The 26,995-nt window shown below is 72.3% G+C and carries 22 protein-coding genes and 1 pseudogene; 12 read left to right on the top strand and 11 right to left on the bottom strand.

From position 1 onward, the window contains the following. Positions 1–42 precede the first annotated feature (42 nt). Both ABZ880_RS07685 and ABZ880_RS07680 read left to right on the top strand, forming a co-directional pair. Positions 43–1,905, top strand: coding sequence for a LuxR C-terminal-related transcriptional regulator (locus tag ABZ880_RS07685; RefSeq protein ID WP_361258490.1), 1,863 nt, complete (start codon positions 43–45; stop codon positions 1,903–1,905). A 147-nt stretch (positions 1,906–2,052) separates the two neighbouring features. Further along, positions 2,053–2,316 carry a hypothetical protein gene (locus ABZ880_RS07680; RefSeq protein WP_361258489.1) on the top strand — a complete coding sequence of 88 codons (264 nt, stop codon included), beginning with the start codon at positions 2,053–2,055 and terminating at the stop codon, positions 2,314–2,316. A gap of 42 nt (positions 2,317–2,358) precedes the next feature. Here ABZ880_RS07680 and ABZ880_RS07675 read toward each other — a convergent pair whose 3' ends face one another. After that, positions 2,359–4,923, bottom strand: a complete 2,565-nt coding sequence (locus ABZ880_RS07675) for a CHAT domain-containing tetratricopeptide repeat protein (RefSeq protein WP_361259223.1) — start codon at positions 4,921–4,923, stop codon at positions 2,359–2,361. Between the two features lie 148 nt (positions 4,924–5,071). On the opposite strand from ABZ880_RS07675, the gene ABZ880_RS07670 reads away from it, so the two are divergent. From ABZ880_RS07670 to ABZ880_RS07660, 3 genes are read left to right on the top strand one after another with little or no spacing between them, the layout of a single operon-like run. Beyond that, the gene (locus tag ABZ880_RS07670) at positions 5,072–6,496 is read left to right on the top strand and encodes a S8/S53 family peptidase (protein ID WP_361258486.1); all 1,425 of its coding nucleotides are present in this window, start codon (positions 5,072–5,074) and stop codon (positions 6,494–6,496) included. 59 nt (positions 6,497–6,555) lie between these two features. Continuing rightward, the gene (locus ABZ880_RS07665) at positions 6,556–7,131 is read left to right on the top strand and encodes a sigma-70 family RNA polymerase sigma factor (protein ID WP_361258483.1); all 576 of its coding nucleotides are present in this window, start codon (positions 6,556–6,558) and stop codon (positions 7,129–7,131) included. A 14-nt stretch (positions 7,132–7,145) separates the two neighbouring features. Then, on the top strand, positions 7,146–7,619 hold the full coding sequence (locus tag ABZ880_RS07660) for a hypothetical protein (RefSeq protein WP_361258480.1): 474 nt from the start codon (positions 7,146–7,148) through the stop codon (positions 7,617–7,619). Positions 7,620–7,661: 42 nt separating this feature from the next. Here ABZ880_RS07660 and ABZ880_RS07655 read toward each other — a convergent pair whose 3' ends face one another. From ABZ880_RS07655 to ABZ880_RS07640, 4 genes are all read right to left on the bottom strand, one after another. After that, a complete protein-coding gene (locus ABZ880_RS07655; protein ID WP_361258477.1) occupies positions 7,662–8,882 on the bottom strand; it encodes a cytochrome P450 in 1,221 nt (406 codons plus the stop codon). A 57-nt stretch (positions 8,883–8,939) separates the two neighbouring features. After that, positions 8,940–9,740 carry an N-formylglutamate amidohydrolase gene (locus tag ABZ880_RS07650; protein ID WP_361258474.1) on the bottom strand — a complete coding sequence of 267 codons (801 nt, stop codon included), beginning with the start codon at positions 9,738–9,740 and terminating at the stop codon, positions 8,940–8,942. A gap of 67 nt (positions 9,741–9,807) precedes the next feature. Beyond that, entirely contained in the window at positions 9,808–10,359 is a 552-nt protein-coding gene (locus tag ABZ880_RS07645) for a YciI family protein (RefSeq protein ID WP_361258471.1), read from the bottom strand. A 25-nt stretch (positions 10,360–10,384) separates the two neighbouring features. Next, on the bottom strand, positions 10,385–10,705 hold the full coding sequence (locus tag ABZ880_RS07640) for a DUF6191 domain-containing protein (RefSeq protein WP_361258468.1): 321 nt from the start codon (positions 10,703–10,705) through the stop codon (positions 10,385–10,387). Between the two features lie 48 nt (positions 10,706–10,753). Here ABZ880_RS07640 and ABZ880_RS07635 point away from each other — a divergent pair, with 48 nt between their 5' ends. After that, a complete protein-coding gene (locus tag ABZ880_RS07635) occupies positions 10,754–11,095 on the top strand; it encodes a DUF5713 family protein (protein WP_361258465.1) in 342 nt (113 codons plus the stop codon). A gap of 4 nt (positions 11,096–11,099) precedes the next feature. On the opposite strand, the gene ABZ880_RS07630 is transcribed toward ABZ880_RS07635, so the two are convergent. Both ABZ880_RS07630 and ABZ880_RS07625 read right to left on the bottom strand, forming a co-directional pair. Further along, on the bottom strand, positions 11,100–12,245 hold the full coding sequence (locus tag ABZ880_RS07630) for a homoserine O-acetyltransferase (protein WP_361259220.1): 1,146 nt from the start codon (positions 12,243–12,245) through the stop codon (positions 11,100–11,102). After that, on the bottom strand, positions 12,242–13,606 hold the full coding sequence (locus ABZ880_RS07625) for a bifunctional o-acetylhomoserine/o-acetylserine sulfhydrylase (protein ID WP_361258462.1): 1,365 nt from the start codon (positions 13,604–13,606) through the stop codon (positions 12,242–12,244). The genes ABZ880_RS07630 and ABZ880_RS07625 overlap by 4 nt, the downstream gene beginning before the upstream one ends. Before the next feature lie 264 nt (positions 13,607–13,870). On the opposite strand from ABZ880_RS07625, the gene ABZ880_RS07620 reads away from it, so the two are divergent. Then, on the top strand, positions 13,871–14,977 hold the full coding sequence (locus ABZ880_RS07620) for a crosslink repair DNA glycosylase YcaQ family protein (RefSeq protein ID WP_361258459.1): 1,107 nt from the start codon (positions 13,871–13,873) through the stop codon (positions 14,975–14,977). On the opposite strand, the gene ABZ880_RS07615 is transcribed toward ABZ880_RS07620, so the two are convergent. Both ABZ880_RS07615 and ABZ880_RS07610 read right to left on the bottom strand, forming a co-directional pair. Next, positions 14,961–15,260 (bottom strand): hypothetical protein, encoded by a 300-nt coding sequence (locus ABZ880_RS07615; protein WP_361258456.1) that lies wholly within the window; start codon positions 15,258–15,260, stop codon positions 14,961–14,963. The two genes, ABZ880_RS07620 and ABZ880_RS07615, sit on opposite strands and share 17 nt — an antisense overlap. 159 nt (positions 15,261–15,419) lie before the next feature. Beyond that, a complete protein-coding gene (locus tag ABZ880_RS07610; RefSeq protein WP_361258453.1) occupies positions 15,420–17,639 on the bottom strand; it encodes an NADP-dependent isocitrate dehydrogenase in 2,220 nt (739 codons plus the stop codon). Between the two features lie 220 nt (positions 17,640–17,859). On the opposite strand from ABZ880_RS07610, the gene ABZ880_RS07605 reads away from it, so the two are divergent. Then, positions 17,860–19,401: a M1 family metallopeptidase gene (locus ABZ880_RS07605; protein WP_361258450.1), complete on the top strand. Its 1,542-nt coding sequence runs from the start codon at positions 17,860–17,862 to the stop codon at positions 19,399–19,401. Between the two features lie 4 nt (positions 19,402–19,405). Here the strand turns inward: ABZ880_RS07605 and ABZ880_RS07600 are convergent, their stop codons facing one another. Together ABZ880_RS07600 and ABZ880_RS07595 are read right to left on the bottom strand one after the other, a co-directional pair. Continuing rightward, positions 19,406–20,500, bottom strand: a complete 1,095-nt coding sequence (locus ABZ880_RS07600; protein ID WP_361258447.1) for a mechanosensitive ion channel family protein — start codon at positions 20,498–20,500, stop codon at positions 19,406–19,408. Between the two features lie 91 nt (positions 20,501–20,591). Continuing rightward, positions 20,592–21,612, bottom strand: a pseudogene (locus tag ABZ880_RS07595) (amino acid permease); the annotation flags it as partial. A 260-nt stretch (positions 21,613–21,872) separates the two neighbouring features. Between ABZ880_RS07595 and ABZ880_RS07590 the strand changes: the two are divergent. The 4 genes from ABZ880_RS07590 to ABZ880_RS07575 all read left to right on the top strand — a co-directional run bounded on the left by ABZ880_RS07590 (position 21,873) and on the right by ABZ880_RS07575 (position 26,983). Further along, positions 21,873–23,345: an FGGY family carbohydrate kinase gene (locus ABZ880_RS07590; RefSeq protein ID WP_361258444.1), complete on the top strand. Its 1,473-nt coding sequence runs from the start codon at positions 21,873–21,875 to the stop codon at positions 23,343–23,345. Next, on the top strand, positions 23,342–24,745 hold the full coding sequence (locus tag ABZ880_RS07585) for an FAD-dependent oxidoreductase (RefSeq protein WP_361258442.1): 1,404 nt from the start codon (positions 23,342–23,344) through the stop codon (positions 24,743–24,745). The genes ABZ880_RS07590 and ABZ880_RS07585 overlap by 4 nt, the downstream gene beginning before the upstream one ends. After that, on the top strand, positions 24,742–25,950 hold the full coding sequence (locus tag ABZ880_RS07580) for an FAD-dependent oxidoreductase (protein ID WP_361258439.1): 1,209 nt from the start codon (positions 24,742–24,744) through the stop codon (positions 25,948–25,950). The genes ABZ880_RS07585 and ABZ880_RS07580 overlap by 4 nt, the downstream gene beginning before the upstream one ends. A gap of 145 nt (positions 25,951–26,095) precedes the next feature. Beyond that, positions 26,096–26,983 (top strand): universal stress protein, encoded by an 888-nt coding sequence (locus ABZ880_RS07575; RefSeq protein ID WP_361258437.1) that lies wholly within the window; start codon positions 26,096–26,098, stop codon positions 26,981–26,983. Positions 26,984–26,995 lie beyond the last annotated feature (12 nt).

Genomic DNA, 26,995 nt, shown 5'->3' with positions numbered 1-26,995 from the left:
GGCGCCTGAGTCGGGGTCTACTCAAGTCCCCCTGTATCAGGAATGAGTACTCGCACTCATACTCTCGTGACGACCTTCGAACGCGACGCGAAGACTCTTGAACTGCCCTGGCGGTTCACCGGACGTGAGGACGAGCTCGAGCTGATCCGCCGCTCCCTCACGGCGGGCCACCACGGCATCGTCGTGACCGGCCCGGCGGGCTGCGGCAAGACGCGGCTGGTCACCGAGGCCGTGCGGGGCGGCGACCGCATGCGGGTCGCAGGGACGCCCGAGACCCGGCACATCCCCTTCGCCGTGTTCGCCCATCTGCTGCCCGAGACGGTCTCCCTGCACCGGGCGGTCCAAATCCTTTCCGGCGTACGGCTGTTGCTGGTCGACGACGCGCATCTGCTGGACGACGCCTCAGCGGCGCTGGTGCACCAGCTCGCCGTGCACGGCCGCACCCGGCTGATCGTCGTCGCCGCGGACGGTGTCCCGTGCCCAGGTGCGATCTCGCGGCTGTGGACCGGGGAGCTGCTGCCGCGCCTCGCGCTGGAGCCGCTGCCCCACGAGGACACCGAGCAGCTGCTCGCGGCGGGCGTCGGCGCCGGCCTGGAGCAGCTCACCCTCAACCGCCTGCACCACCTGTCCCAGGGAGACCTGAGGCTGCTGCGCGACCTGGTGGACGCGGTGCGCGAGCACGGACTGCTCATCCGCCTGCGCCCGGACACGGACGAATGGGCCTGGCGCGGCCCGGTCCCGGTGCCGACGACCGTCCGCGAACGCACGATCCACGCCCTGGAGCGCCCGCGCTCCGACGAGCGCAGGACCCTGGAACGCCTGGCCTTCGGCGAGCCCCTGCCGCAGCACATGGACGACTTCGACCTGCGGATCCTCGAACACCTCGAGGCCGACGGCCTGATCCGCATCGACGACCACGGCACCGTCCGCCTCGCCCACCCCGTGCACGGCCCGGTGCTGCGCGCCGCGGCCGGCCGGCTGCGGGCACGGCGGCTGGCCCGCACCCCGGCCCACTGCGCCGCGGCCCTCGCCGCCGAGTCGGCCGCGCTGACCCGACGGATCGAACAGGCCGACGTACGGGCGCTGCCGACGCCCGTGGGGGAGTGGCTCGCGCACGAGGGCGCACCGGTACCTGCCGAGTACGCAGCCGCACGTGCCCGTTTCTCGCGGCTTCGGGGGGAGCTGCGGGAGGCGGCGGCCTGGGCGAGGGAGGGGCTGCGGGACGCACCGGGGGACGCGTCCTGCCGTACCGAACTCGCCCTGGCCGCCGCGCAGTCGGGGGACGCGGTGGCCGCCCGGGAGGCGGTGCGGGGACGGCCGCACCTCGGCGGGTCCGCCGCCTGGCTGGCCGTCGCGCGGGGGGATGTGGAGGGCGCGGCGCTCGAAGCATTCGCCGAGCAGGAGGCGTACGCCCTCTACGACGCCGTACGCCTGGGCGCTCCCGAGAAGATCGCCGACCGGCTGCCCGCCGACGGCGTGTTCGCCCTGCACGCGGACGCGCTGGCCCGCGGGGACGGTCCGGCGCTGGACCGGGCGGCGGCGGCGCTGGAGGAGCGCGGGTTCCTGCTGTTCGCCGCCGAGGCGCACGCCCAGGCCGTACGGGCGCATCGCGACCCGCGTGCCGCGCGCACGTCACGCACGCGTGCCGTCGCGCTGGCCCGCCGCTGTCAGGGCGCCCGCACCCCGGCCCTGTCCGGCCTGGTCCTGGGCGAACTCACTGCCCGCCAGCGGCAGATCGTCACCCTCGCGGCCGCGGGTCTGAGCAACCGCCAGATCGCGGAACAGCTCACCCTGTCGATACGCACCGTCGGCAACCATCTCTACAGCGCCTACGCCCGCCTCGGCGCGAGCGACCGGGCGGCGCTGCCGTGGCTCGTGGAACTCCCGGACGCCCAGCCGGCCTGAGCCGCACCCATGTACCGGCGGTCTGACCCCCAGTATTCGGGGGAGGGGTCAGGCCGCCGCCTCATGCCCTACGACCGGTGGCGCACTTGTGCCGGCCGGGCGGGTCGCGCATCGTGGCCTTGCCCCCTCGAACACAGGAGCGGCCGTATGGCGCAGAACCCGGAGTTGCACATCTGGTTCCAGCCGGTCAACGGAGAGGCACTGGCCGTCAGAAGCCGCGATTTCCAGACGCTGGAGTCGGCCGTCGGCGCCCTGAACGAAGCACTCGAACAGGGGCGTACGCTGCGCTTCGAGCTGACCGGCCCGGACGACGCGGAGAACGGCTTCGCGCTGATCGACTTCGCCAAGGTCGTGGCGGTCAAGGTGTGGCCGGGGCTGGTCAAAGGCGCCGACGACGGCCAGTACTTGTGACGCTGCCGGCGCACCGCGGCGGCCGGGAGGGCCGTACGGCCTTCACGCCGCCCCGAACGCCGTGAACGCCCACCCCGTCGCCTGGTGCATCGCGTCGCCCGGCAGCGCGGCGCGGGCGTCGCGCAGCGCCTCCGCCAGGGACAGGCCCGCGCTCAGGCCCTTGTGCAGGGCGAGCATCAGCGGGACCACGGCGTGGTCGTTGACGGGCGCGCTGCTGGCCACCACCCCTGCTGTGCCGAGCGGGAGCAGCGCGGTGACCAGGCCGAGGAGCTCGTCCGCGCCGACCGAGGCGAGGCGGGCGGTGTCGCAGCTGGACAGGATGATCCGGTACGGGCTGCGGTCCAGGCGCTCGAAGTCGTGCACGATGAGCGGCCCGTCGGCCATCCGCAGCGAGGAGAACAGGGGGCTGTCGGCGCGGAAGGTGCCGTGCGCGGCGATGTGCGTCAGCGTGGCCCCGTCGATCTCCTCCAGCACCCGCGGCACGCGTGCGTCGTCGTGCTCCAGCAGCGTCGGTCTGCCGTACCGGTCGGCGAGTTCGGGCACCTCCGCACCGCCGGTCGCAAGACCCGGGCCGCGCACCAGGACGTGCCGGCCGCCGGGCGGCGGCTCGGTCTCGCGGGCGCGCAGCCAGCTGCTCGCCGACGGCGACACGCTGAGCACCCGGTCGCGGAGCGACGGCAGCAGCGCCCAGGGGACGCGGTGCAGCCGACCCGGCGGTACGACGACGACCGGCCCGGAGCCCAGGTGTGCGGCGGCCGCGCCGAACAGCAGCTCCTCCAGGCGGCGGCCCATGGCCTCCACCACCGGAAGCCGTGCCTCCGCCCCGGGGTGGGCCAGCCGCCGCAGCCCGGCCTGCACATGCTCGGCCTCGACCTCGGCGTCGGCGAGCAGTCCCGCCTCGAACCGCCGCACCCGCCCGTCCCCGCACAGCAGCACCTGCACCCGCCCGTCGAGCACGGCGAGTTCCACCAGCCGCACCCCGCCCAGCCGTTCGAGCAGCCGGCCGACGTCGAACCGGTCCTCGTCGCCGGGCGCGTCGCCGCGCATGTGCAGGGTCCGGGAGCGGATCTCCCGCTCCAGACGCCGCTGTTCACGCTCGAGCGCCGGAATCGGCCGGGCTTCCATGCGGGCGGCCGCCGCACGGGCCGCGATCTCCCGGAACGCGGTCAGGTTGCTGAGCAGCGCCGGATCGGCCGGCGGACGGGTGGGCGGTGCGGACAGCACGGTGGCCCGCCAGCGCTCGCTCCACATCAACAGCCGCCGCGGACCGCCCGATTCGGCGCTGGCCTGCTGGGCGAGCGCGGCCAGTTCGGCGCCCTGCTCGGTGGCGCGGGCGCGCAGCTCCGAGGCGCCCAGCGTCATGCGGTGGTCGTCGAGCACGTCGAGCCCGCGCCGACAGGCTTCCAGTACGCCCCGGCTCGAACCGGCGGCCCGGGCCCGCAGCGCCTGCGCCGCCCAGCCCGTCATCCGCGCCAGTGGCGGCCCGCTGTGCCGGCTGCGGGCGGCCACGGCCAGATGCCGCTCGGCGTCCGCGGTCCAGCCCAGGCCCAGCGCGATCCGGCCGGCCAGCAGCGAAGCCGCAGGTGCGGCCGGCGCGCCGAAGGACGCCAGCCGTTCGGCCACCGCGGCCGCGTCGGCGACCAGCCGCCCCGAACCGCGCCCCGCGGCGAGCCGCGCCTCGATCAGCACCAGCCGGGCGTGCGTCTCCCACCAGGGGCGCCGCTGCCCGGCGAACAGCCGCACGGCCAGGGCGGCGCGCGCGATCGCCGTGTGCGGATCGCCCGCCACCTTGGCCGCGCGCGCCGCGGCCAGCAGCAGCTCCGCCTTGCGCGTCGACTGCCCGCCGATGCCGTCCAGGACCCCGATCGCGGTGTCCGCCTCGGCCAGCGCCTCCGGGGCGAGCCCGGCGGCCATCAGCACCTCGCAGCGCCGGATGTAGAGCATGAAGGACGGCGTGCCGAGCTTGGCGTACCGCTCCTCGGCCTCGTCCAGCAGCCGCAGTGCGACCGGGACGTCGCCCTGCCGGAAGGCGGCAAGGCCCCGGCTCTCCACCGCGTCCGCCTTGTCGTGGTCCTGGCCGGTGGTGTCCCACAGCGTTTCGGCCGCGGCGAAGTCGGCGTCGGCGCGGTCCACCGCACCGAGCGCCAGATGCACCGTCGCCCGCAGGGTCAGCGCGCGTGCCGTCCAGATGACGTCGTCCGCCTGCCGTAGCACGGGAATCGCCTTGCGTACGTCGTCCAGGGCCTCCCGGTGGCGGCCCAGCACCCAGGAGGCGTAGGCCCGCCGGAACAGCACGCGCGCGCGGGTGTGCCCGCTGCTCACCGCGACACCCCGCTCCAGCGCCTCCAGGCCCTGCCGGGTGCGCCCCGCGTGCACCAGCGCCACGCCGAGCGCGGCCAGCACGTCCGCCTCCCGGTCGGGCGCCTGGGCGCGCGCCGCCAGATCGCGGGCGCGGCGCAGATGGTGCAGCGCGATCCGCATGTCGCCCCAGTCCCGCTGCCAGATGCCGATCACCTGGTGTGCGACGGAGGCACGCCACGGTGACGGATCGGATTCCAGCACGCCCTGTGCCCGCGCCCGGGCCTCGCCCGGGTCGGCGAACACCATCGGCAGCAGTTCGAGAACCGAGTCGCTTCCCGCTGTCACTCAAAGGATGGTAGTGGGCCTGGTTGCGCCCCACACCGGTTTGGCGCTGTATCAATCAACGGCTCCGCGACTCTGATTGACGACTGTCGCCTCAGTGGGAGGACACGCCATGGCACCTCAGCGATTCCACGAGCAGTTCGACCAGATCCAGCGTTCGATGCCCGACGTCTCCCTGGCGATGGGACCTGACGACGCGGCGGAGTTCATCTACGAGAAGGGCGTCGTCCTGGCCCGCGACGGTGAGGAGGCGCGGCTCGTCGAGGACACCGTGCGCACCCACTTCACCGAGGCGACCGGACTGACCGCCGACCGGGTGCAGCGGGTCAGCCCGGAGACCAACCGCTCGGGCATCACCCGCATCCAGGTCGGCGACCCCGGCCACGGCGACCGGCGCGGCGACCGGGCCGTCGCGCACGCCCTGCGCGCCTTGCGCGAGCACGAAGGGCGCCAGGGGCGCCGGCTGGTCAGCCGCAACCACGTGGTGTCGATCGCCGTCAACTCCTGTCCCGGCGACGAGCCGGTGCCCGCCCCGCTCACCGGGGGCACCAACCCGGCCCCGGCCGAGTCCGGCCACGTCGCCGACACCGCCGTGGGCGTCCTCGTCATCGACAACGGCCTCACGCACGACTACGGCATGGTCCCGCTGCTCGCCCACGTCCAGGGCGACCTCCACGGCACCGAGACCGACTCCGGCGGCAACCTCCTCCAGTACGTCGGCCACGGCACGTTCATCGCCGGTCTGCTCGCGGCCGTCGCACCGAACACGAACGTCACGGTGCGCAACACCCTCAACGACGCCGGTGCCGTCCTGGAGTCCGAGTTCGGGCAGCGCCTCTTCGACGCCGTCGACGAGCACGGCTGGCCGGACGTCATCAGCCTGTCCGCCGGCACCTCCAACGGCCGCACCGACGGCCTCCTCGGCGTCGAGAGCTTCATGCAGGAGCTGCGCAACCAGCGCACCCTGCTGGTCGCGGCGGCGGGCAACAACTCCAGCGCCACCCCGTTCTGGCCCGCCGCCTACGCCTCGCTGCCGGACTACCAGGACGTCGTCCTGTCGGTCGGCGCGCTGCGCACCGACGGGCAGCACGGTGCCTGCTTCAGCAACCACGGCGCGTGGGTGAACGTGTACGCCCCCGGCGAGCGCCTCACCAGCGCCCTCACCGGCTTCGACGCCCCGGTGCCGTACGTCTACCAGCACTCGACGTACGAGGCCTGCCGCTTCGGCTTCACCTACGTGTGCACCTGCCAGTACCCGCGCCACACCGGCGTGTTGAGCGAGGCCGGCACGCCCACCGCCACCAAGGCGGACCAGGTGATGTTCGAGGGGTACGCGCACTGGAGCGGCACCTCGTTCGCCACCCCGCTGGCCGCGGGCATGGTCGCCGCCTACATGACGGCCAACAAGGAGTCCGCCGCACGCGCGGCGCGCAAGCAGCTCCTGGCCGCGAACAACGAGTACGCGGAAGTGCGCGGGGCGCACGTGCCGGCGCTGCTCCCGCCGACTTGGCGCCCCGGCCCGGCGACTCCGGCATGAGGTCTGGAACGGCCCCCTCCACGGCGTACGATGACCTGTCGTACACGAGGGGTGGGGCCGTGGACCGAGCAGATGTCGGCGCGTTGGTCCAGTCCGCCGTCGACGGCGACGCGGCGGCCTGGAAGGCGCTCGTGGAGGGGCTGAGCCCACTGGTGTGGTCCGTCGTGCGCTCGCACCGGCTCTCCGACGCCGACGCGCACGAGGTGTACCAGACCGTGTGGTTCCGTTTCGCCCAGCACCTGGGGCGTATCCGCGAACCGGAGAAGGCCGGCGCCTGGCTGGCGAGCACAGCACGGCACGAGTGCCTGAAGGTGCTCAAGAGCTTAAGGCGGCTGACCCCGACGGACGATCCGCAGCTGCTCGACCGCGTCAGCGAGGACCGTACGCCGGAGCAGTCCTTCCTCGACCTGGAGGAGGCGGCCGCCGAGACCGAGCGGATCCGCCACCTGTGGCAGGAGTTCGAGGAACTCGGCGACCGGTGCAGGCAGTTGCTGCGGATCCTGATGGCCTCGCCGCCGCCCAACTACCGGGAGGTGTCCGCGGCGCTGGGGATCGCCGTGGGCAGCATCGGACCGCTGCGCCAGCGCTGTCTGCGGCGGCTGCGGGCACGACTCGAAGCACGAGGGGCGGTGTGAGGGACATGGGTGACATGAGCAACGTGAACGGTGAAGAGCCCTTCGACGGCGACGAATTGGACCTCGACCTGCTGGAGGCGGAGCTCCGCCAGGCCGCCGCCATCCTCGATCCGGTGCCGGCCGAGTTGCGGCAGATCGCCGTCGAGGCCTTCGCGCTGCATGATCTCGACGCCCGTATCGCCGAGTTGACCTTCGACTCGGTGACCGACGCCATCCCGGTCAGGGGAGCGGTGGACGTGCCGCGCATGCTGACGTTCCACGCCGGCGAGGTGACCGTCGACGTGGAACTGACCGCACAGGGGCTGATGGGACAGGTGCTGCCGCCGCAGTCGGCCCGCATCGAGGTGCTCAGAGGCCCGCAGGCGGGTTCGCCCCTGTCGACCGACGACATGGGGCGCTTCACCTCCGCCGAACCCCCGGCCGGTCCGTTCGCGCTGCGGCTGCGGACCGGCGAGGGTGTGGTCGTCACGGACTGGCTGACGGCCTGACGTGGAACCCTGCCCGCACCGGGCACCCGGGGACCGTGGTCCTCACCAGGTGACGGGCAGGGTCTGCGGGCCTCGGATCATGGTCTTGCGGCGCCAGACGACCTGATCCACGGGGACCGCGAGGCGCAGGTCCGGCAGCCGGTCCAGCAGTGTGTCGACGAGCAGTTCGGTCTGCATACGGGCGAGGAGGGCGCCGGTGCAGTAGTGCGTGCCGTTGCCGAAGGCCAGGTGCGGCTTGGGTTCGCGGTCGGCGTCGATGCGGTCCGGGTCGGGGAAGACCTCCGGGTCGCGGTTGGCGGCGAGGTAGGAGACGTACACCGGGTCGCCCGCGCTGATGCGGTGGCCGTGCAGGTCGACGTCCTCCAGGGCGATGCGGGCCAGGCCCACCGAGGCGCGGTGCGGGATGTAGCGCAGCAGTTCGTCCAGGACGGGCCCGCGCGCCTCCGGCTCCAGCATCCGCGCCCTCAACTCCGGCCGCGTGAGCACCAGATACAGCATCTGGCCGCAGTTGTGCGTGACGGCCTCACCGCCGATCTGCAGCGGCCCGGCGAGGCCCACGGCCTCCTCCTCGCTGATCTCGCCGCGCCGCACGGCGACGCCGAGCAGCGAGTACACGTCCTCGGCCGTGCTGTGCGCCCGCGCACGGATGGCGTCGGCGATCCACCCGTACATGCCCTTCTTGGCACGGTCGGCGGCCTCGGAGCCGCCGGAGGTGGAGATGATCTGCCGCGTCCAGGCGTGCACCCGCTCCCGGTCTTCGGCCGGCACCCCCATCACCTCGCTGACCAGGGTGATCGGGAAGGGCTCCAGCACCCGCTCGACCAGATCGGCGGGCGGCCCGTCCCGCAGGAGGCCCTCCACCAGTTCGTCGAGGATCTCCTGCGCGCGGGGCCGCAGCCGCTTCATCGCGCTCACGGTGAAGGCACCGGCGACCGGCTTGCGCAGCCGGTTGTGGTCGGGCTGGTCGGCCCAGGCGAGCGAGCCCGGCCGGGGCGCGAAGTTGGGGGCGAGCCGGGTCACCTGACGGCTGGTGACCTCCGCACGGCTGAAGCGGGGATCATTGGTGATCAGCTTCACGTCCTCGTACCGGGTCGCCAGCCACGCCCAGCCCTCGCCGTGCGGCAGGCAGATGCGGGTCAGCGGGCCCTCGCGCATGAACTCCGCGAGCACGGGATCGAACTCCGTCCCGTTCAGGTCGAGCGCGGGCCAGTGCCGTACCGGGGGCGGGGCCTGCGAGGTCAGCGCGGTGATCTCCTCGGTCATGCCCCCACCCTCGCCCCCGCCCGGTCGCCTGTCGCGCGGGAGTGCTCCAGGCGGAGGTCAGCCCGACACGGCGTCGACGAGGGCGGCCAGCGCCGTGGCCAGCCGGGTCAGTCCGGGGCCCGCGGGCCCGCCGGGCTCGGTCATGTAGGTGTCCCGTCGGATCTCCACCATCAGGGCGCCGACCCGCGCGTCCTTCCCGTAGAACTCCAGCGGTACGTACGTCCCGCTGAACGGGCTGTCCAGGCCCGTGTCACCGCCCGGCGCGAACGCCCGCTCGGCCGCGGCCAGCAGCTCGGGCGGCGTGTGGAAGGGATCGGTGCCCAGGCAGATGGGCGGACGCGGGCCCTCGCCGTGCAGCTCGTAGGGCAGCGCGGCGCTCGGGTAGGAGTGCACATCGATGACGACGGCCCGCTCGGTGGCCGCCAGACGGCCGGCCACCGCGTCGGTCATCGCCTGCGCGTACGGCCGGAAGTACCGGTCGATCAACGGCTCGGGGTCGGTGTCCGCCGGGCGCAGCGTCTCCCGGTGCGTGGTCCGCGTGTACACCGCCCCCATCCCGACCGACAGCATCTCCTCCCGCTCGTCCGGAAAACGCTCCGGATCGACCACCAGCCGCGACGCCCGGTTCACGAACCGCCAGGGAGCCACGCGTGCCAGCCCGCCCGCGGCCTCGGCGAGCTGCTCCGTGTGGGCGTCGGTGATGTGGTCCAACTCCCGCTCCAGAGCGGCGTCGTCCAGCACGATGCCGGAGCGCACCTCGGGCGGAATGTGCCGCGCGGAGTGCGGCACGTGCAGGATCACGGGGGAGCGGTCGGCGCCGGGGAGGAGTTCGAAGGACGGTGCGTCGGTGTGCGGCATGGCTGCTCCCGGGAGGTCGTCGGTGCCGTACCGAATGATCTCAATCTCCGTCCGGTGCATCCTCGCCTCAGGACCGCCGCCCGCCGAACTCCCAGGCGTGGACCTCGATCTCGGCATACCGGTCCGCGGTCAGGACGGCACGTGCGGTCTGCGGGTCCGGGGCGCGAAGCAGCACGGCCGTGCCCAGCCAGGTGTCACCGTCGTCGGACAGCAGCGGCCCGTACGCGATCAGCTCGTCCCGTTCGGAGGGCAGGTCGAGGTCGGCGGCGGGCCCGGAGCCGAGGCCGAGCACCAGGTACCGGTTGCCGCCGGTGGCGCCCCCGCCGAACTCCCACATGGTGCGCCCCAGCACATTGCGCCACCGGCGCAGCAGCACGTCCCGGTACACACCGGCCTGGTAGTTGACCTCGTCGAAGGCGAACGCGCGGGCGGCAGCGGCATCCGGCAGGTCGACGATGTGCACACTGCCGGTGGGCGTCTCACCGTCCTCGGCGAAGGTGGGCCCGCGCGCGATCAGCTCCTTCGCGAACCGGTCCATGTACGACCAGTGCGCTTCCCCCAGCTCGTGGCGCAAGGGGAGGGAGCCGGTCCGGTCACGGTGATAACAGAAGAACTCCATGAGCACAGAGTCTGCCGGTTGCCCGCTACCGGCCGCCCCTGGATATCCGGATCACCGCACGCCCACCGTCCAGGTCCACCGTCGTACGGCTCGGCGGCGCCCCGTCCTCCTCTTCGTCCCGCACGACCAGCGCCGACTGTCGCTCCTTGAGCTCGCTCTGCTTCCCGGGCGAGAAGCTCGCATGGAGCTGCTCGAAGCCGGTCGCCGAGATCTGCCCCTGCCGAACGCTGTTGCGCCACGGAAGCAGCCCGGCCCGCCCGGCCCGCAGCAGGAGCTGATCGGCGAAGGCGACGACGGTCAGCAGGATGACGAGCCCTGGCACGGTCATGAAGACGGCGAACTCCATGGCGCCAGTATGCGGGCGGAGGCCCATGCGCAGGGCGTACGGTTTGGCATGCCCATCAGCAATCAGCGGATCACCGAGCACGCCTTTCTGGAAGTGCTGTACGAGGACGACTACTTCCCCGATCACGTGCTGGACCGCGGCAGGGCGATCCTCCTGGCGCTGTGCGAGCGCATCGAGGCGCAGCGGCCCGCCGACCTCGGCGCGCTCTACGTCCTGACCCAGGCAGCAACCGAGGAGTTCAACGCACTGGAGGCCGAGTTCGAGGCGGCGGGCAGTGAGATCGAGACGGTGGCCCGGGAGGAGATCGGCGGGGACTTCTGGTTCGTCGCGCGGGCCTACGGATTCCAGGACGCGGACGCGGAGAAACTGATCGCCACCCGCGAGTGGTGAGCCTTCAGACCAGCAACTCCCCGACGAGACCGGCGACTTGTTCGGTCTCGATCAGAAAGCCGTCGTGCCCGTACGGCGACTCGATCACCCTCAGCCGGTCCGCGGACGGGATCAGGGCCGCCAACTCGGCCTGTTGGGCGAGCGGGTAGAGGCGGTCGGAGTCGACGCCGGCGACCAGGGTGGGGGCGGTGACGCGGCTCAGGGCGGCTCGGGTGCCGCCGCGTGCGCGGCCGACGTCGTGGGCGTTCATGGCCTCGGACAGGACGACGTAGCTGCCGGCGTCGAAGCGTCGGATCAGCTTGGCGGCGTGGTGGTCGAGATACGACTCGACCTGGTAGCGGCCGCTGTTGAAGGGGTCCTCGCTGCCCTGGGGCGTACGGCCGAAGCGGACCTGTAGTTCCGGCTCGCTGCGGTAGGTGACATGGGCGAGGCGGCGGGCGAGTCCGAGCCCGGCGTGCGGGCCGTGGGCGGCGTCGTGGTAGTCGCCGCCGCGCCAGTGCGGGTCGCTGCGGACGGCGTGCAGCTGGATGTTGGCCCAGGCGATCTGCTCCGCGCTCGCCGCCGCGGTGGTGGCGAGCAGCAGCAGTGCTCCGGTGCGCTCGGGATGCGTCACCGCCCACTCCACGGCCCGCATCCCGCCCATCGAGCCGCCGACGACCAGCGCCCACCGCTCGACGCCCAGCGCATCCGCCAACTCGGTCTCGGCGGCGACCTGGTCGCGCTGCGTCAGGAACGGGAACGCACCGCCCCAGCGCCGCCGCCCTTCGGGCCGCAGCGAGGACGGTCCGGTACTGCCCTGGCAGCCGCCCAGCACGTTCGGGGCGACGACGAACCACCGGTCGGTGTCGAGCGGCAGACCAGGGCCCACCAGGCCGTCCCACCAGCCGGTGGTCGGATGACCCGGCCCGGCGGGGCCGACGACGTGGCTGTCGCCGGTGAGCGCGTGCAGCACGAGCACCGCGTTGGAGCCGTCCGGGGCGAGCCGTCCCCAGGTCTCGAACGCCAGCCGTACGCCGGGCAGTTCACCGCCCGCCTCCAGCGGCAGCGGGTGTTGTGTGACATACCACTGGCGCCGACCCGGCGGGTCCCCCTCCCGCCAGGCCCCGGTGGCCGGCAGGAGAGGAACCTCGGTAGCGGGTACGACGTTCAGGACGCCGCGCCCTTCGCCGCGCGGAACCCGGCCTCCAGGTCGGCCTTGAGATCGGCGAGGTTCTCGATGCCGACCGACAGCCGCACCAGACCCGGCGAGGTCCCGGTCGCCGCCAACTGCGCCTCGTCCAGCTGGCTGTGGGTCGTGGAAGCCGGGTGAATGATCAGGCTGCGTACGTCACCGATGTTGGCGAGGTGGCTGAACAGCTCGACGGCGTCGACGAACCGCTTGCCCGCCTCGACGCCGTCCCGCAGCTCGAAGGAGACCACGGCACCGGCACCGCGCGGCAGGTACGTCCGCCCCGCCTCGTACCACTGACTGGACTCAAGTCCCGGATAGTGGACGGCGGCGACCTCGTCCCGCTGCTCCAGCCACTCGGCCAGCGCCAGCGCGTTCGCCGAGTGCCGCTCAAGGCGCAGGCTCAGCGTCTCCACGCCCTGCAGCAGCAGGAACGCCGAGTGCGGAGACAGGGCAGGGCCGAGGTCGCGCAGCAGCTGCACCCGCAGCTTGATCGCGAAGGCGCCCGGGCCGAGCGCCGGCCAGTACTGCAGGCCGTGGTAGCTCGGGTCGGGCGCGTTGAAGTCGGGGAACCGCTCGGCGTGCGCCCCGAAGTCGAAGGTGCCGCCGTCCACGACGACACCCGCGATGGTGGTGCCGTGCCCGCCGAGGAACTTGGTCGCCGAGTGCACGACGATGTCCGCCCCGTGCTCAAGGGGCCGCAGCAGATAGGGAGTCGGGACCGTGTTGTCCACGATCAGCGGTACGCCCGCCTCGTGGGCGACGTCCGCGACCGCCCGCACGTCGAGCACGTTGCCGCGCGGATTGCCCAGCGTCTCCGCGAACAGCGCCTTGGTGTTCGGCCGGATCGCCGCGCGCCAGGCGTCGAAGTCGTCCGGGTCGTCCACGAAGGACACCTCGATGCCCAGCTTCGGCAGCGTGTGCCGGAAGAGGTTGTACGTGCCGCCGTACAGCGACGTACTGGAGACGATGTGGTCGCCGGAGCTCGCCAGTGTCAGGATCGCGAGCGTCTCCGCGGCCTGTCCGGAGGCCAGCGCCACGGCCGCCACACCGCCCTCCAGCGCGGCGATCCGCTGCTCGAAGACGTCCTGGGTGGGGTTGTGGATACGGGTGTAGATGTTGCCGGGCTCGGCGAGCGAGAACAGGTCGGCGGCGTGCTGGGTGTCCCGGAACACGAACGACGTCGTCTGGTAGATCGGCGTCGCCCGGGCCCCGGTCGCCGGGTCCGGCGCGGCCCCGGCGTGGATCTGCCGGGTCTCGAACGACCAGGCCGAGGTGTCGGGCCCGGCCGGCGCCTCCTCGGGCGTGTGACCGGCGGTGACGGAGTCGATGGGCTGGCTCATGGTGCTCCTCGTGCGGGAAGACGGAGGGGTGAAGGGAAGGCCGGAGCGGAGCGTCAGCTCACGGCACGACACCCCGTCGTGGTGACACGCACGTAGTCGACGTGGCGTCGGGTCACAAGCACCGTCATGCGACGAGAGAACCACAGCCCACCAGGGCGGACCAGCGTCCCGTCCGGCCTGACATGCAGACTTCACGAACGACATCCGAATGTCGCGCAGAGTGACCGAGGGCCGTTGTCAGCCCCCTCGCCTAGTCTCAGAGCCATGACCGTCCATGAGCTCTCGCGCACCGACGCCCGGCGTATCGCAGTGCGCGCCCAACTCCTGGATGCCGTACGGCCGGACGGGCTGCCGGCCGTGGTGCGCGGGCTGACCCTGCTGCAGATCGACCCGACGGCCGCCATCGCACCCAACGCCGACCTCGTGGCGTGGAGCCGGCTCGGATCGCCGTATGCACCGGCACAGTTGGGCGCCGCGCTGGAGAAGCGCTCGCTGCTGGAGCTGCAGGCGATGATCCGGCCCGCCGAGGACCTCGCGCTGTACCGCGCGGAGATGGCCGAGTGGCCCGAGCGGGGGACGCCGTCGTCCTGGCGGGAGTACCACCGGACCTGGGTGGCCGCCAACGACGCGTGCCGCCGGGACATCCTCGACCGGCTCGGCGCGGAGGGACCGCTGCCCTCCCGCGCCCTGCCGGACACCTGCGCCAAGCCGTGGAAGTCGAGCGGCTGGACCAACAACCGCAATGTCACCAAGCTTCTGGAGCTCATGGTGCAGCGCGGCGAGGTCGCCGTCGCGGGCCGCTCCGGCGGCGACCGCCTGTGGGACCTGGCGGACCGCGTCTACCCCGACGCACCGGCGATCCCGGTCGAGGAGGCCCTGCGCATCCGCGACGAGCGCCGGCTGCGCGCCCTCGGCATCGCCCGCGCCCGCGGCCCGGAGTGCCAGGTCGAGCCGGCGGACGTCGGCGAGGCGGGCGAAGCCGCCGTGGTCGAGGGCGTACGGGGCAAGTGGCGGGTGGACCCTGCCCAGTTGGGCCGCCCCTTCGAGGGACGCGCGGCACTGCTGTCCCCGTTCGACCGGCTCGTGCACGACCGCAGGCGCACGACAGAGCTGTTCGAGTACGAGTACCAGCTGGAGATGTACAAGCCCGCAGCCAAGCGCCGCTGGGGCTACTTCGCGCTGCCGATCCTGTACGGCGACCGTCTCGTCGGCAAACTCGACGCCACCGCCGACCGCAAGGCGGGGGTGCTGCGGGTCGACGCCGTCCACCAGGACGTTGCGTTCACCGGGGCGATGAGCGCGGAGATCGACCGGGAGATCGAAGACCTGGCCCGCTGGCTCGAGTTGGAGCTCGTCAGGCGGCGCCGCTGACCCCGGAGGCCACGAAACGCCGGTGGAGCGGCGAGAACCGGGTCTCGGGTTCGCCGACGATGCCGGCTTCCTTCAGGCCGGGCGTCAGCCGCTCGGCGAAGAACCGCTCGAACGCCGCCTGGCTGTTCCACACGTCGGTGACGTGCAGCGCGCCCCCGTCGAACCAGGCCACATGCAGGACGGCGCCCTCCGGTTGCTGCTCCTCCCAGCGCACCGTGTCCCGCACCGTGTCGTACTGCTCGGGCGTGACCCCGCTCCAGCGCAAGGACAACACAACTGCCATGGGATATGCCTCCTCCGGTCGGTTCCCCCTGCCCAGTAGACCGATCCGGGCGGTGGGCCACCTGTGGTGGTACGCCGTTCGTGACATGGCTCTGCCCCGGCCGGGCACGGTGCCGGCCGGGGCAGGAGACCTTGGAGGCGGGCCTTCAGGCCCCTCGCGTCAGCTGAGAGACGCCAGCGCCTCGTTCCACGTGGCGGACGGCCGCATGACCGCGGCGGCCTTCGCCGGGTCCGGCTGGTAGTAGCCGCCGATGTCGACCGGCCGGCCCTGGACGGCGATCAGCTCGTCGACGATCTTCTGCTCGTTGGCGGAGAGGGTCTCGGCGAGCGGGGCGAAGGCCTTGGCCAGGTCCGCGTCGTCGGTCTGCGCCGCCAGCTCCTGCGCCCAGTACAGGGACAGGAAGAAGTGGCTGCCGCGGTTGTCGATGCCGCCGACGCGACGCGTCGGGGACTTGTCCTCGTTGAGGAAGGTCGCCGTGGCGCGGTCGAGGGTGTCGGCCAGCACCTTGGCGCGGGCGTTGCCGGTCGCCGTGGCGTACTGCTCGAAGGAGGGCACGAGCGCGAAGAACTCGCCGAGCGAGTCCCAGCGCAGGTAGTTCTCCTTGACCAGCTGCTGGACGTGCTTCGGCGCGGAGCCGCCGGCGCCCGTCTCGAACAGGCCGCCGCCCGCCATCAGCGGGACGACCGACAGCATCTTGGCGCTGGTGCCCAGCTCCAGGATCGGGAACAGGTCGGTGAGGTAGTCACGCAGCACGTTGCCGGTCACCGAGATGGTGGACTCGCCGCGGCGGATGCGCTCCACCGACAGCTTGGTCGCGTCGACCGGGGCGAGGACACGGATGTCCAGGCCCTCGGTGTCGTGCTCCGGCAGGTAGGCGTTGACCTTGGCGATCAGGTTGGCGTCGTGCGCGCGGGTCTCGTCCAGCCAGAACACGGCCGGGTCGCCGGTGGCGCGGGCGCGGGTGACGGCCAGCTTCACCCAGTCCTTGATCGGGGCGTCCTTGGTCTGGCAGGCGCGGAAGATGTCGCCGGCCGAGACGGCCTGCTCGATCACCACGTTGCCGGCCTGGTCGACGAGGCGGACCGTGCCGGTGGTGGCGATCTCGAAGGTCTTGTCGTGGGAGCCGTACTCCTCGGCCTTCTGCGCCATCAGGCCGACGTTCGGGACCGAGCCCATGGTCGACGGGTCGTAGGCGCCGTTGGCACGGCAGTCGTCGATCACGGCCTGGTAGACGCCGGAGTAGGAGGAGTCCGGCAGCACCGCGAGGGTGTCGGCCTCCTGGCCGTCCGGGCCCCACATGTGGCCGGAGGTGCGGATCATGGCCGGCATGGAGGCGTCGACGATGACGTCGGACGGCACGTGCAGGTTGGTGATGCCCTTGTCGGAGTCGACCATCGCCAGCTCCGGGCCCTCGGCGAGCTCGGCGTCGAAGGAGGCCTTGATCTCGGCGCCCTCGGGCAGGGCCTCCAGACCCTTGTAGATGCCGCCCAGACCGTCGTTCGGGGTCAGGCCGGCCGCGGCGAGCGTCTCGCCGTACTTCGCGAAGGTCTTCGGGAAGAAGGCGCGCACCACGTGGCCGAAGACGATCGGGTCGGAGACCTTCATCATCGTGGCCTTGAGGTGCACGGAGAACAGCACACCCTCCGCCTTGGCCCTGGCGACCTGCGCGGTCAGGAACTCGCGCAGCGCGGCGACACGCATCACGGAGGCGTCGACGACCTCGCCTTCGAGGACCGGTACGGACTCGCGCAGCACGGTGGTGGTGCCGTCGTCGCCGACCAGCTCGATCTTCAGCGAGCCCGCCTCGGAGATCACGGCGGACTTCTCGGTGGAGCGGAAGTCGTTCTCGCCCATGGTCGCGACGTTGGTCTTGGAGTCGGCCGACCAGGCGCCCATGCGGTGCGGGTGGGTCTTGGCGTAGTTCTTGACCGAGGCGGGGGCGCGGCGGTCGGAGTTGCCCTCACGCAGGACCGGGTTGACCGCGGAGCCCTTGACCTTGTCGTAGCGGGCCTGGATCTCCCGCTCCTCGTCGGTCTTCGGGTCGTCCGGGTAGTTCGGCAGCGCGTAGCCCTGGCCCTGCAGCTCGGCGACCGCGGCCTTCAGCTGCGGGATCGACGCCGAGACGTTCGGCAGCTTGACGATGTTGGCCTCGGGCGTCTTCGCCAGCTCGCCCAGCTCGTGGAGGGCGTCCGGGATCCGCTGGTCCTCGGACAGGTACTCCGGGAACAGGGCGATGATGCGCCCGGCCAGCGAGATGTCACGGGTCTCCACGGAGACACCCGCCTGCGAGGCGTACGCCTGGACCACCGGCAGGAAGGAATACGTCGCCAGGGCCGGGGCCTCGTCAGTGTGCGTATAGAAGATGGTCGAGTCAGTCACCGGGTGCTCCGCTCCACGTCTGCAACATTGCTCGACATCAAGATATCTCGTGATCGAGGCGGGCTCGACAGGGGTCCGCCCACGCGTCCCACACTCCGGAACACCGAACACCTCACCGGTGTGCAACCAAACGTCCGCTCTCACGGTCATGGATGTAGATCGTGCATCTGATCGTCGACGGCCGGAGCTGACCACCCGGCCGCCCGAGCGAAAGCTGACCATGAGATATCGCACCAGAGTGACGGCCCCTGCGGCCGCCCTGTTCGGTACGGCCGCGGCACTGACCGTGGGGGGAACGGCCCAGGCAGCTCCGAAGGACACCGCCTCTCCGGGCCCCGAGACCCTCGGCGACCCCGTCTTCCCGAGCCTCGGCAACGACGGCTACCGCGCCTTGGCCTACCACCTCGACCTCGCCTACGACGCCACGACCAAGCTCGTCGAGGCCACCGCGACCCTGCGGATCCGCACCACCCAGCCGCTCACCCGGCTGTCCCTGGACGCCCTCGGCCTGGACATACGCTCCGTCCGCGTCGGCGGCCGCACCGCCGCCTTCGAGCAGGCGGACGAGAAGCTGCGCATCACGCCCGCCCGGCCCCTGCCCGCGAAGGCCCGCGTGACCGTCTGCGTCGAGTACGGCGCCGACCCGAGCCGCACCCTGGCGCACACCGCCTGGGTCGTCACCCCGGACGGCTTCGCGATCTGCCCGCAGCCGAACTCCGCGCACACCGTCTTCCCCTGCAACGACCACCCGTCGGACAAGGCGGACTTCACCTTCCGCGTCACGGTCCCCAACGGCCTGCGCGGTGTCGCGAACGGCCTGCTGGTCGACACGGAGAGCCTCGACGGCGACCGGACCGCGTACACATACGTCTCCCGTGAGCCGATGGCCACCGAGCTGGCGCAGATCACGGTCGGCGACTACGTCGTCAAGGACCGGCAGGGCCCGAACGGACTGCCGCTGCGCGACGTCGTGCCCACCGCCCGGGCCGCCGCGCTGGAGCCCGCCCTCGCGCTGACGCCCGGCCTGGTCGAGTGGATCGAGCAGCGGCTCGGCGCGTTCCCCTTCGAGACGTACGGGCTGCTGCCCTGCAACTCGGACAACGCGAACGCCTTCGACTTCACCGGCCTGGAGACCCAGACCCTCACCCTGTACAAGCCGAACTTCCTGCTCCAGGAGGAGAAGAAGATCGGCTCGCACATGATGCACGAACTGGTCCACTCCTGGTTCGGCAACCTGGTCAGCCCGGCCACCTGGTCCGACCTGTGGCTCAACGAGGGGCACGCCGACTTCTACGGGCTGCTGTACCGCTACGAGCGCGGCTGGACCGACTCCCTCGGCTACAGCACCTTCGAGGACCGCATGAAGTACACGTACGGCCTCGGCGACCAGTGGCGGCACGACTCGGGCCCGGTCGCCGCGCCCAACGCGGTCAACCTCTTCGACAGCCAGCGCTACACGGGCGGTGTCCTGGTCCTGTACGCGCTGCGCCAACTGGTCGGCGAGGACACGTTCCACGCCATCGAGCGCGGGTTCCTGGACCGGTTCCGGAACTCCTCGGCGACGACGGAGGACTACATCGCCGTCGCCTCGGAGGTCTCCGGCCAGGACCAGTCCGGCTTCCTGCGGGACTGGCTCTACGGCACCAAGACGCCGCGTATGCCCGGCCACCCGGACTGGACGGTCAAGCCGGTGAGCTCGGCGCTCGCCTCACCGCACAGCCGCAGGGGCGGGCACTGGCACGAGAACTCGGCGACTCTCTGATCCGTCAGTCGAGGTGGGCGACGTTCGCGTCGCCCACCTCCTCGGCGGTCCGCTGCTGCGGGATGGCCACCGACCCCTGCTGCAGGGCCACGGTCCGCGCGGGCGCCGGGATGCGGATGCCCTCCGCGCGGTAGCGCTTGTGCAGCGCCTTGATGAACTCGTGCTTGATGCGGAACTGGTCGCTGAACTCGCCCACGCCGAGGATGACCGTGAAGCCGATCCGGGAGTCGCCGAAGGTGTGGAAGCGGATGGCCGGCTCGTGCTCCGGGACCGCTCCGGCGACCCCGGTCATCACCTCGGCGATGACGTCCATGGTCACCTGCTCGACGTGCTCCAGGTCGCTGTCGTAGGCGACGCCGACCTGGACGAGGATCGTCAACTGCTGCTCGGGGCGCATGAAGTTGGTCATGTTCGCCTTCGCCAGCTCCCCGTTGGGGATGACGATCAGGTTGTTGGAGAGCGCGCGGACCGTCGTCTGACGCCAGTTGATGTCCTCGACGTAGCCCTCCTCGCCGCTGCTCAGCCGGATGTAGTCGCCGGGCTGCACGGTCTTCGAGGCGAGGATGTGGATGCCCGCGAACAGGTTGGCGAGGGTGTCCTGCAGGGCGAGCGCGACGGCCAGACCGCCGACACCCAGGGCGGTGAGCAGCGGCGCTATGGAGATGCCCAGCGTCTGCAGCACCACCAGGAAGCCGATCGCCAGGACCAGGACCCGGGTGATGTTCACGAAGATCGTGGCCGATCCGGCGACCCCGGAACGTGACGTGGTGACCGCCCGCACCAGACCGGCGATCACCCGGGCCGCCGTCACCGTGACGACGAAGATGAGCACCACCGTCAGCACCTGGTTGACGTGGTTCTGGACGGTTCTGGTCAGCGGCAGCGCCGCGCCCGCGGAGGCGGCACCGCCCACGAACGCCGCCCACGGCACCACCGTGCGCAGTGCGTCGACGATGACGTCGTCGCCGCTCCAGCGGGTGCGGTCGGCGTGCTTGCCCAGCCAGCGCATCAGGATGCGCAGCAGGAACGCGGCCAACAGGCCCGCTGCCAGCGCGATTCCGGCGATGACCAGGTCGTCCACGGTGAGCGCTCGGTTCACCGGCTACCTCCAAGTTCGGGATGTGCAGCGGCTCATCCTGCCTTATCCCGCACAGGAGTTCGTACCAGGTGGGCGTCCGGATGGCACGGTTTCAGACGATCCCCTCCGCCAGTTCCGCCTGGTCCCGGTCCGAGCCGTACGCGGCCGTCGTGGGTGTCCCGTACGAACGGCGGGCGAGGTACCACCACACACTGGCGAGTACGAGTACGACGGCCAGGGCGATGGCGGCGTAGTTCATCGAGTCGACCGTCACCGGCGAGGACTGCGGCAGACAGAACAGCACCGTGACACACGCCACCCACACCGCCGTGATCCAGCCGACCGCCGGCTCCAGTGGCCCAGGTTCCACGGACCGGGCGTGAAGCGGTCGCCCCCGCGCAGCCGCAGCAGGACGGGGATGGTGTAGGCCGCGGTGATGCCGATGACGTTGATGGCGGTGACCGCGCCGTACGCCGTGACCAAGTACGGGGACGGCAGCGCGAGCAGGCAGGCGACGACCACGGACAGCCAGACGGCGGCGACCGGCGTCCGGGTGCGGCTGCTGACCCTGCGCCACATGCCCGAACCGGGCAGCGCCCGGTCCCGGCTGAACCCGAACACCAAGCGGCCGGCGGCAGCCACTTCGGCGTTGCAGCAGAACAGTTGGGCGACGATCACGACGAGCAGCAGCGGGCTCGCGCCGTCGGTGCCGAGCCCGTCGAGCAGGATCTGCGCCGGCGGCACCCCGGTCTCGCCGGCGCGGGTGGCCTCGTAGTCCTGGATGGCGAAGGGACCGGCGAGCAGGACGAAACCGGCGATCCACGACACCCGGATGGAGCGCACGATGCCTCGCGCGGGCGACACCGAGGCGTTGGAGGTCTCCTCGGAGAGGTGGGCGGAGGCGTCGTGGCCGCAGAAGGCTGCGCGAGCAGCAGGCCGATCGCCGCCACGTAGACGGGGTTGGACCAGCCGGTGTCGTTGACGAACCTGGTGAACACGAAGGACGCCGACTGGTGGTGGTCCGGGACGATCGCCGGCGCGCCGACGATGAGCGCGACGCCGGCCGGGTGCCACCACACGCTGATCGAGTTGAGCACGCCGACCAGGCGGACGCCGAAGAGGTTCAGTACGGCGCAGCTCCTGGAGGGCCGTGCGCAGGTCGGAGTCGTGACCGGCGGCATCGTAGGCGGGACGTGCAGCCCTCCAGTGGGCGGCAGTTGTGGAGTGCGCGTCGGTTCGGTCGGTCACTGTAGAGGCCAACGTTCCGCCTCTCCACCCGTTTGCGCATGCTTTCGAACACCTGTGAGGTGGCGGGCGGTTGGGGGTTGCTTGACGTGGTGTGCGGCGCGGCGGCAGGCTGGCGCGCAGTGATCGCCGAGGGGGAGAGGGAGCGATGACGGGTCCGGTGCTCGCGGTCGACCAGGGCACGTCCGGCACCAAGGCACTGGTCGTCTGCCCCGAACGCGGAGTCATCGGCACCGGGTTCGCCGAAGTCCACCCCCGCCATCTGCCCGGCGGCCTGGTGGAGGTCGACCCGGAGGAGCTGTACCGCTCGGTGCTGGACGCGGGCAGCAGGGCGCTCGCCGAGGCCCGCGAACCCGTCACCGCGCTCGGCCTGGCCAACCAGGGCGAGACCGTCCTCGCCTGGGACCCCGACACCGGCCGCCCGCTGACCGACGCCCTCGTCTGGCAGGACCGCCGCGCCGAATCCATATGCGCCGAACTCGCCCCGCACGCCGAGGAGTTGCAGACACTCACCGGCCTGCCCCTCGACCCGTACTTCGCCGCACCGAAGATGGCCTGGATACGACGGCACCTCACCCGCGAGGGAGTCGTCACCACCAGCGACGCCTGGCTGATCCACCGCCTCACGGGCGCCTACGCCACCGACGCCGCCACCGCCGGCCGCACCCAGCTCCTCGATCTCGACGGCACACAATGGTCACCACGCGCCCTCGCCCTCTACGGACTGGCGGACGAGCGACCGCCGGAAGTCGTCGACAACGCCCAACGGGTCGCCGCGACAAGGGAGTTCGGACCGGAGATCCCACTGACCGGTCTCGCCGTCGACCAACAGGCCGCCCTGCTCGCCCAGCGCATCACCGTACCCGGCGGCGCCAAGTGCACCTACGGCACCGGCGCGTTCCTCCTCGCCCACACCGGCGACACCCCACGCCACGGCACCTCGGGCCTGGTCAGCTGCGTGGCCTGGCGCCTTGCCGGACACACCAGTTACTGCCTCGACGGCCAGGTCTACACGGCCGCCTCCGCCGTCCGCTGGCTCACCGACCTGGGCGTCATCAAGGGCGCCGCCGACCTCGACACCCTGGGCGGCACCGTCCCGGACAGCGGCGGAGTCACCTTCGTACCGGCTCTCGCCGGGCTCGCCGCCCCGTGGTGGCGCGGCGACCTGCGCGGCTCGCTCACCGGCCTCGGCCTCGACACCGGCCCCGGGCACCTGGTGCGCGCCCTGTGCGAGGGGATCGCGGCGCAGGTCGCCGAACTCGCCGACGCCGCCGCGGCCGACCTCGGAGAACCCCTGTCCGCACTGCGCGTCGACGGCGGGCTGACCCGCTCCACCCTGCTCATGCAGACCCAGGCCGACCTGCTGCAACGCCCCGTCGAGGTCTCCGCCCTGCCCGACGCGACCGCACTCGGCGTCGCCGCCCTGGCCCGGCTGGGCGCCCAGCCCGGGCTGACGATCGCCGAAGCGCTGCCGGACTGGAAACCATCCGCCGTCTACGAACCGCGCATCACCGCCGACGAGGCCGCCGAACGCCGCGCGGGCTTCCGCGCAGAGGTCAACGCGCTGCTGCAGCGGTCCACGGAAAGGAAGCCCGCTGAGCCGAAGGCGGCGCCCGCATGACGGTCACCACCACCGGCCTCCTCCCGCAGACCACCTACGACGTGGCGATCATCGGCGCCGGAGTCGTCGGCAGCGCGATCGCCCGCGCCCTCGCCCACCACCCGGGCCTGCGCATCGCCCTCGTCGAATCCCAGGACGATGTGGGCCAGGGCACCTCGAAGGCCAACACCGCGATCCTGCACACCGGGTTCGACGCGGTCCCGGGCTCCCTGGAGGCCCGGCTCGTCCGCGAGGGCGCCCGCCGACTCGCCGCGTACGCAGCCGAGTCGGGCATCCCCGTCGAACCGGTCGGCGCACTGCTGGTCGCCTGGGACGAAGACCAACTCGCCGCGTTGCCCCGCCTGGCCGAGAAGGCCGAGCGCAACGACTACCAGGAAGCACGCCTGATCGGCGCACCCGAACTCCACGCCCGCGAACCGCACTTGGGCCCCGGCGCCCTGGGCGCCCTGCACATCCCCGGCGAGAGCATCATCTGCCCCTGGACGACGACCCTGGCCTTCGCCACCCAAGCAGTTCGCAACGGAGTCGACCTCCACCTCAACTCGCCGGTTCAGCAGGCAAGTTACGCGGGCTCCGTCCACCGCCTGCGTACCCCCCGAGGCACCCTCCACGCCCGCCACCTGGTCAACTCCGCCGGCCTTAACGCCAACACCCTCGACCGGCAGCTCGGCCACGACGACTTCACCGTCACCCCGCGCCGCGGCCAGCTCATCGTCTACGACAAGTTCGCCCGCGCCCTGGTCCGGCACATCCTGCTGCCCGTCCCCACGGCACTCGGCAAGGGCGTCCTGGTCGCCCCCACCGTGTACGGCAATGTCCTCCTCGGCCCCACCGCCGAGGACCTGCACGACAAGCGCGCCACCGGTTCGACCGCCGTCGCGCTGGCCCTCCTGCGCGAGAAGGGCCGCCGCATCCTGCCCGAACTCGTCGACGAGGAGGTCACCGCGGTCTACGCGGGCCTGCGCGCCGCCACGGAACACGAGGACTACCGCATCACCGCGCACCCTGACCAGTCGTACGTCACCGTCGGCGGCATCCGCTCCACCGGCCTGACCGCCTCGCTCGCCATCGCGGCCCACGTCGTCGACCAACTCGCCGACATCGGACTCGAGTTGGGCTCGAAGCGCGACCTGGAACCGGTCCGCATGCCCAACCTCGGCGAGGCCTTCCCACGCCCCCACCAACACCCCGGACTCATCGCCGCCGACCCGGAGTACGGCACCCTCGTCTGCCACTGCGAGCGCGTCTCCCGCGGCGAGATCCGCGACGCCCTGGCCAGTACGATCCCGCCGCGCACCCTCGACGGCCTGCGCCGCCGCACCCGGGCACGGGCGGGCCGCTGCCAGGGGTTCTACTGCGGGGCGACGGTGCGGGCGCTGTTCGAGGGGGCCGAGGCGTGAGGAAGGTGGACGTCCTTGTCGTGGGCGCCGGACCCGCCGGCCTCGCGGCCGCCGCCCGCCTCGCCGCCTCGGGCGCAGGCACCGTCGAGGTGCTGGACCGCGAACAGCAGGCCGGAGGGGTCCCCCGGCACTGCGCCCACGGCGGCTTCGGCACCTGGCTGCACCCGCTCACCGGCCCCGCCCACGCCCGCCTGCTCGCCGACGCGGCCGTACGCACCGGAGCCGCCGTACGCACCGGTGTGACCGCCCTCGACTGGGCGGGCGCCCTGGCCCTGACCACCGTCGGCCCGCAGGGCCCGGAGACCATCGCCGCCCGTGCGATCGTCCTGGCCACCGGAGCCCGCGAACGCCCGCGCGCCGCACGCCTGGTGCCGGGCACCCGCCCCGCCGGCGTCTACACCACGGGCGAACTCCAGCAGTCCGTACACCTCCACGGGCAGCGGATCGGCAGCCGAGCAGTGATCGTCGGCGCGGAGGACGTCTCGTACTCGGCCGCCGAGACCGTACGGACCGCCGGAGCCGACGTCGTCGCCATGGTCACCGACCAGCCCCGAGCCCAGACGACCCCGGCCCGCGCGCAGCAGACCCGCCTCCGCCACGGCATCCCCCTGCTCACCCACACCACCGTCACCGAACTCCTCGGCCACGGACGCCTGACGGGCGTGCGCGTCCACCACCGCGACGGCCGTACAGCCACGCTGCTGTGCGACACGGTCGTCTTCACCGGCGACTTCGTCCCCGACCACGAACTCGCCCGGCGCGGCGGCCTGTTGCTCGACCCCGGCACGCGCGGCCCCGCCGTCGACGGCGCCCTGCGCACCTCACGTCCTGGCGTCTTCGCCGTCGGCAGCATGCTGCATGCCGTGGAGAGCGCGGCCACGGCGGCCAGCGAGGGCGCGCGGGCGGCGGCTGCGGTCCGGGAGTGGCTCACGCAAGCCGACTGGGCGACCGGCATCCCCCTGACCGTGGCCCCGCCCCTGCGCTGGATCGCCCCGAACCGGGTCACCCCGGGCGACCGCCACCCGTACGTCCTGCGCACCACCGCCTTCCTGACCCGGCCGGTCCTGTACGTCGTCCAGGACGGCCGCCTCCTGCACCGCGAGCGCGTGGCAAGCGCCGTACCGAACCGCACCCTGCGGCTCTCGGCGGGCTGGACGAGCCGGATCGACCCGAAGGGCGGGCCGGTGCGGGTGAGCGTCCGCTGACCCCTCCGTCGAAGAGGACGGCTGGACTCGATCTCCGGTGAAGTCGCTCGCCGGGAGCTCCGGGGCCTTGCGTGGAACAGTGGAAGAGACGTCAAGGGTGCGCGGGGCCGCGCCTGCGCAGGTGGCGGTGGCGAAGGAGGGCGCGATGAGTCGCTCCGTGCTGGCGGGCATCGACGGATCCGGGCACAGCCTGGAGGCAGCCGACTGGGCTGCGCGGGAAGCGGTGCTGCGGGGCGTACCGCTGCGTCTCGTGCACGCCTTACCGCCGCTGCCGGGCGATGCCGTTCCGGCTCCGGCCGTTCAGACGCTGCACGACGTGGGTGAGCGCATGCTCCAACGGGCGATCGCCGACCTCGGCGCCCGCCACCCGGAGCTGCGGGTGCGGGGCGAGCAGACGGCCGACGCCCCGGCCGTGGCACTCCTCGGCGCCGCGCGCGGCGCCGAGCTCCTCGTGATCGGTGCGCGAGGCTCCGGTGGCTTCGACGGCCTCGCGGTCGGCTCGGTGGCCCTTGGGACGGCGGCAGCAGCCGCTTGCCCTGTCGTCCTGGTGCCCGAACGGCCGGTCGGAGCCTTCGATGGCGGAACGAGGGAGGCAGGCGCTGCCCAGGTCGTGGTGGGGTTCGACGCGCACCGTCCGGTCGACGAGGTGGCGGAATTCGCGTTCGCAGCCGCCGAGGCGCGCAGGGCGCCGGTGCGGGCGGTGCAGGCCTGGGCCCTGCCGGCCGAGGCCGTGTCGCCGCGGACGCTGTTCGTGACCGAGGAGGACCGTGCCACCTGGGAAGACCAGGAGGTCCTGCAGATGGCCGACGCCCTGCGCACGTGGCAGGACAAGTACCCGGAGGTGACGACCCGCGCCGATGTCGTCCTGCTCCATCCCGCGCAGGCGCTCCTGAACGCCTCCCGAGGTGGAGACCTGCTGGTCGTGGGCCGCCGCACCGACGCCCGGGCGGCCGAGGGCCGGCTGGGTCCGGTGACCCATGCCGTACTGCACCACACCCGCTGCCCGGTGGCGGTCGTACCGCACGCCGGCTGACGGCGGAGCGGA

It is taken from the genome of Streptomyces sp. NPDC047043, assembly GCF_040644055.1.
Lineage (GTDB): Bacteria > Actinomycetota > Actinomycetes > Streptomycetales > Streptomycetaceae > Streptomyces.
Note: the sequence above shows the minus strand (reverse complement) of the source record. Positions and strands in the feature narration are given on the sequence as shown.